General features: G+C 44.0%; 4 protein-coding genes and 1 pseudogene. All 5 read left to right on the forward strand.

What is annotated here, in order from left to right:
* Nucleotides 1-396: 396 nt before the first annotated feature.
* The 5 genes and pseudogenes from IM477_RS17970 (at nucleotide 397) to IM477_RS17990 (ending at nucleotide 4170) form a co-directional block, all read left to right on the forward strand.
* Nucleotides 397-957, forward strand: coding sequence for a hypothetical protein (locus IM477_RS17970; RefSeq protein ID WP_287732904.1), 561 nt, complete (start codon nucleotides 397-399; stop codon nucleotides 955-957).
* Between the two features lie 88 nt (nucleotides 958-1045).
* Nucleotides 1046-1189, forward strand: a pseudogene (locus IM477_RS17975) (dual-specificity RNA methyltransferase RlmN); the annotation flags it as partial.
* Between the two features lie 328 nt (nucleotides 1190-1517).
* Nucleotides 1518-1742 (forward strand): rod-capping linker protein CpcD, encoded by a 225-nt coding sequence (cpcD, locus tag IM477_RS17980; RefSeq protein ID WP_287732906.1) that lies wholly within the window; start codon nucleotides 1518-1520, stop codon nucleotides 1740-1742.
* A gap of 286 nt (nucleotides 1743-2028) precedes the next feature.
* On the forward strand, nucleotides 2029-3228 hold the full coding sequence (gene cpcD/petH / locus IM477_RS17985; RefSeq protein WP_287732907.1) for a bifunctional rod-capping linker CpcD/ferredoxin--NADP reductase PetH: 1200 nt from the start codon (nucleotides 2029-2031) through the stop codon (nucleotides 3226-3228).
* A 99-nt stretch (nucleotides 3229-3327) separates the two neighbouring features.
* A complete protein-coding gene (locus IM477_RS17990; protein WP_287732909.1) occupies nucleotides 3328-4170 on the forward strand; it encodes a ChaN family lipoprotein in 843 nt (280 codons plus the stop codon).
* Nucleotides 4171-4401 lie beyond the last annotated feature (231 nt).

A 4401-nucleotide genomic window follows, 5' to 3' on the forward strand; every position in this document is an offset into this window, starting at 1 on the left:
GTCAGTCTGTAGAGCGACCATAAGACCAGAACAGAGTAAATCTGTTAAGGCAGGTGCGAAAAATCCTTCGGGAAAGAAGCAGAAACCCAAATCGTGAGGTTTGGGAATCGCCGTCCGTTTACGGCGGTGAGGATGTCAACAGTTTTCTCTGTTATAATTAGAGTAACAGAGGAGTGTTGGCTGTGTTGTTTGTTAATAATTGTCAAATTTAATCAAGATCGGGATGGTTATCGGGCAACACCTCAACGGTGGGGGCAAGTAACTGTTAAGTCTGCTTCTTTAACTAGCGGTTTTGGTTATCCCGTTGCGGAATTTTTTCAGAGAAGTAGATTTTAGTACTTGTCAACCGCAGTAACTCGACTGTTGGTGATTTTTTCGAGTTCGGGGGTAAGGATCATGAAAAGTAAAATATTAGCAATTGCAGCTTTAGGAACTTTAGCGGTTTTTAATTGTTTTCCTGGCATAGCTTATAGTCAACCGCTACTTGTCAGCAAAGAATCAACCACACCCACCTCGATCATAATTGATGATGATGAGATGGCACAACTTCCCATGCCTGTTCGTCAAGGATTGGAACTGTATCTAGCGGGAAATACTGGTGGTGCAGTTGATGTGTGGGTAGATAGCATGATTAAATTCGCCAAGGATCATGAGGATTTTTTTGAATCGGCCGAACAAGCTAGAAGGGATGTCCAGACCGGGGAGGAATCCCGTTTACAAATGAAAAAAATTCTCAAACAATACACTCAAGCTAGTGGACCTTGTAAACAATCTATTTTCCTGCAAGAACTTATCTATCCCCAGAATAAGTTTTTAAGACGTTTTTTCTTGAAACTTCGCCACGAACAAGATTCTTTATTTGTAGAGTTTATCACCTTACAGACCCCTAAAGGAGTGTATATTACCCACGTTCACTTTCATCCAGACCTGCGAGAAATCATCAAGGATGATAAGTAGTACGACATCAATCGACTACACTAGATCAAGGAGGTAGCGTTGCGACTTATCAGCAGGCTGATCTTCAAACAATTAACAGTGATCACTTAATCCCATTCAGGAGGTGGATTATCAACGGCCTGATCAAAAGAGAATTAAGGCTTTTAAAACTATTTTAGAACAGGAAAAAGTCGGCGTTACTGTCCGTTATTCCAGAGGTTTAGCGGCCAATGCGGCCTGTGGACAATTGTGATCGAGCGTCATGGTAGAATAAACGGCTGTAAATCGGCCATTAACTAGAGTCTGCTGAATAATGGTAAAACCCTTTTAAAATAAGGCTTTTGACCTGTTAAAATCCGATGTTAGTGCAAGAATATAGGATTGGGACATTCAAAAACCTTGCATTATTCTTCTCGTAGTACACAAACTGGTACAAAAACCAAGGGCAACAAAGCCTGAAACGACCGGCTACTGACTCCTAACCCCACCAATACACTTTTTGCCGCAAACCCTAACTAGATTGCTAGTCTCCCTGCTAGGCTAAACTAGAGAACTATAACATCAATGTAGGAGCCATTTCGATGCAAAGTCTCTCTAGTGCCAAGGAAAACCGCCTTTTTGTCTATGAAGTCGTCGGTTTGAGTCAAAATGACAAGACTGATAACCTAGATTATTCTATCCGTAAGAGTGGCAGTGTCTTTTTAACCGTTCCCTATGGCCGCATGAATCAAGAAATGCGTCGGATTACCCGTTTAGGCGCTCGCATCGTCAGCATTAAACCCTTAAACGCTGCTGCGGCCGAGTAGTTGAAAAAATAATTATTGCTAATATCTGTCCCCCTGGTTGTCCTCATCAGGCCAACTAGGGGGATTTTTAGCACAAATAGGGAAAAGTAGCATAAATCTTAATAAAAAGTAAAAATGCTGCAAATGTAACAGATTTTAACCAGAGAGTTGACCTATCCTTAAGGAAAAGATAAAAGCGATGTCTGTGGTTTTTTAAGATAACTCTCAATTAGGCCTAGGTGTAGTGTACCGATGGTAGGCTAAACTATGGAACGATTATCGTGACTTGAGTTGGGAGTTATATTTAATGTACAGTCCGAGTACACTAGCGGGAAACCGTTTATTTGTTTACGAAGTGGCGGGTCTCAATCAAAACGACAATACTGACAGCTTGGATTATTCAATCCGTCAGAGTGGAAGCGTGTTTTTCACGGTTCCCTACAGTCGCATGAATCAAGAAATGCGTCGGATTACCCGTTTAGGTGGTCGTATCGTCAGCATCAAACCCTTCAATGGGATTGCCCCCGTAGCAACTGTTTCTAGTGCCTCCACACCACAGCCAATCGCTCAATCATCGCCCGTCACCGAACAGACCAAGAAAAAGGCCATGACCCAAGCGAAAGAAAAAACAGATATCCCCGTCAACATCTACCGTCCGAATCAACCCTTTATCGGCAAATGTATCGAGAATTATGCTCTCGTTGATGAGGGGGGTATCGGTATCGTACAACACGTCACCTTTGACCTTTCTGGGGGCGATTTACGCTATTTAGAAGGGCAAAGTATCGGTATTATCCCCCCGGGTAGCGATGCTAATGGCAAACCTCATAAATTGAGACTCTATTCGATCGCCTCCACCCGTCATGGTGATAAATTAGACGATAAAACCGTATCCCTCTGCGTGCGTCAGTTAGAATACCAACATCCAGAAACCAAGGAAACCGTTTATGGAGTTTGTTCCACCCATCTTTGTCATATAGGGGTGGGGGACGATGTGGCTATTACTGGTCCCGTGGGTAAGGAAATGCTGCTGCCAGGTGATGAAGATGCCACTATCATTATGATGGCCACCGGGACGGGAATCGCTCCTTTCCGAGCTTTCCTCTGGCGGATGTTCAAGGAACAACACGAAGATTATAAATTCAAAGGTCTAGCTTGGTTGATTTTCGGAGTTCCCAAAACGGCCAATATTCTCTACCAAGAAGAATTAGAGAAAATAGCGGCGGAATTCCCCGATAACTTCCGTCTCACCTATGCCATCAGCCGGGAACAGCAAAATCCCCAGGGCGGTAGAATGTATATTCAACACCGGGTAGCCGAACACGCTGACGAAATCTGGAATCTACTCCAAAGTCCCAAAACCCACGCTTATATGTGCGGACTGAAAGGGATGGAAGATGGTATCGACGATGCTATCAGTGGTGCCGCCGCTAAAAATGGTGCTGATTGGTCTGTCTATCAGAAACAACTGAAAAAAGAACATCGCTGGCACGTAGAAACCTACTAAACCAAAAAGGTTCTCTGAAAATTTTTTCGGGTGGGCATTGCCCACCCTTTTTGTCTTGGTTTCGGTTAAGATCAGTTTTTTAAAAGGCCTTTAATAAAGATGAAATTCTCTCGACGCTTTTTTCCTGTTTTCCTTGCCCTCTGCTTACTGTTTATTTTGCTGCCCCGGGCCTGGAGTTTTACTAATAGCCAAAAACAAATTCTGGCAGATTTAAAAACAGCCGAGATTATTTATCTGGGAGAAAGGCACGATAGTCAAGCCGATCATCAGGCCCAATTAGCTATTATCGAGTATTTACAGGCCAATAATCCCCAAATAGCGATCGCTTTCGAGATGTTTCAACGTCCTTACCAAATCTATTTGGATCAGTATTTAGCCGGCAAAATTAGCGAAAATCAGTTGAGAGAAAAAAGTGAATACGACCAACGTTGGGGATTTGATTGGGAATTTTACGCCCCGATCCTGCGCTTGGCCAAGGCAAAAAAACTACCAGCGATCGCCCTAAATACACCCACGGAAATCACTAGAAAAGTGGCACGGGAGGGCTTAGAAAGCCTCTCCACCTCAGAAATGACCTACATTCCCCCTAAAAGCGAAATAAACCAGGATAACGAGGAGTACCGTCAACAGATCTTAGCCGTTTATCAGCAACACACGGGGGGCAAAAGTCAGGGATTCGATCGCTTTTTTCTGGCACAGGTCCTCTGGGATGAAACCATGGCCGATGCGATCGCTAAATTCTGGCAAGCTCATCCCGACTATCAGATCATCGTCCTAGCAGGAAAAGGTCATATTGCCTACGGTTACGGTATTCCCAGTCGAGTCCAAAGAAGATTAGGCGATCGCGTCATCCAGCGTTCGGTTTTCTTGGGAGACGCTCCTCAATCATCACCAGCAGAAACCAAAAAACCCGCCGATTATTTTTGGCAAGAGCAACATTAAGCCAGTCAGGAGTTAGGAAGCAAGGGATGGTAAGCTAAGAAGCCAGTCTTTTAATTTAGTAGATAATAGGTCTGAAAAACTGAGGCTATTTTTTGACATCCTCACCGCCGTAAACGGACGGTGATTCCCAAACCTCACGATTTGGGTTTCTGCTTCTTTCCCTTGCGGGGTTCCGCACCTGCCTTAACAGATTTACTCTGTTCTGGTCTTATGGTCGCTCTACAGACTGAC

It is taken from the genome of Microcystis sp. M090S1, from assembly GCF_020246295.1.
Lineage (GTDB): Bacteria > Cyanobacteriota > Cyanobacteriia > Cyanobacteriales > Microcystaceae > Microcystis > Microcystis aeruginosa.

Excerpts from the sequence above, each read along its gene's own strand:
- cpcD/petH (WP_287732907.1), top strand. The coding sequence starts at position 2,029 with ATGTACAGTCCGAGTACACTAGCGGGAAACCGTTTATTTGTTTACGAA.
- cpcD (WP_287732906.1), top strand. The coding sequence starts at position 1,518 with ATGCAAAGTCTCTCTAGTGCCAAGGAAAACCGCCTTTTTGTCTATGAA.
- IM477_RS17990 (WP_287732909.1), top strand. The coding sequence starts at position 3,328 with ATGAAATTCTCTCGACGCTTTTTTCCTGTTTTCCTTGCCCTCTGCTTA.
- IM477_RS17970 (WP_287732904.1), top strand. The coding sequence starts at position 397 with ATGAAAAGTAAAATATTAGCAATTGCAGCTTTAGGAACTTTAGCGGTT.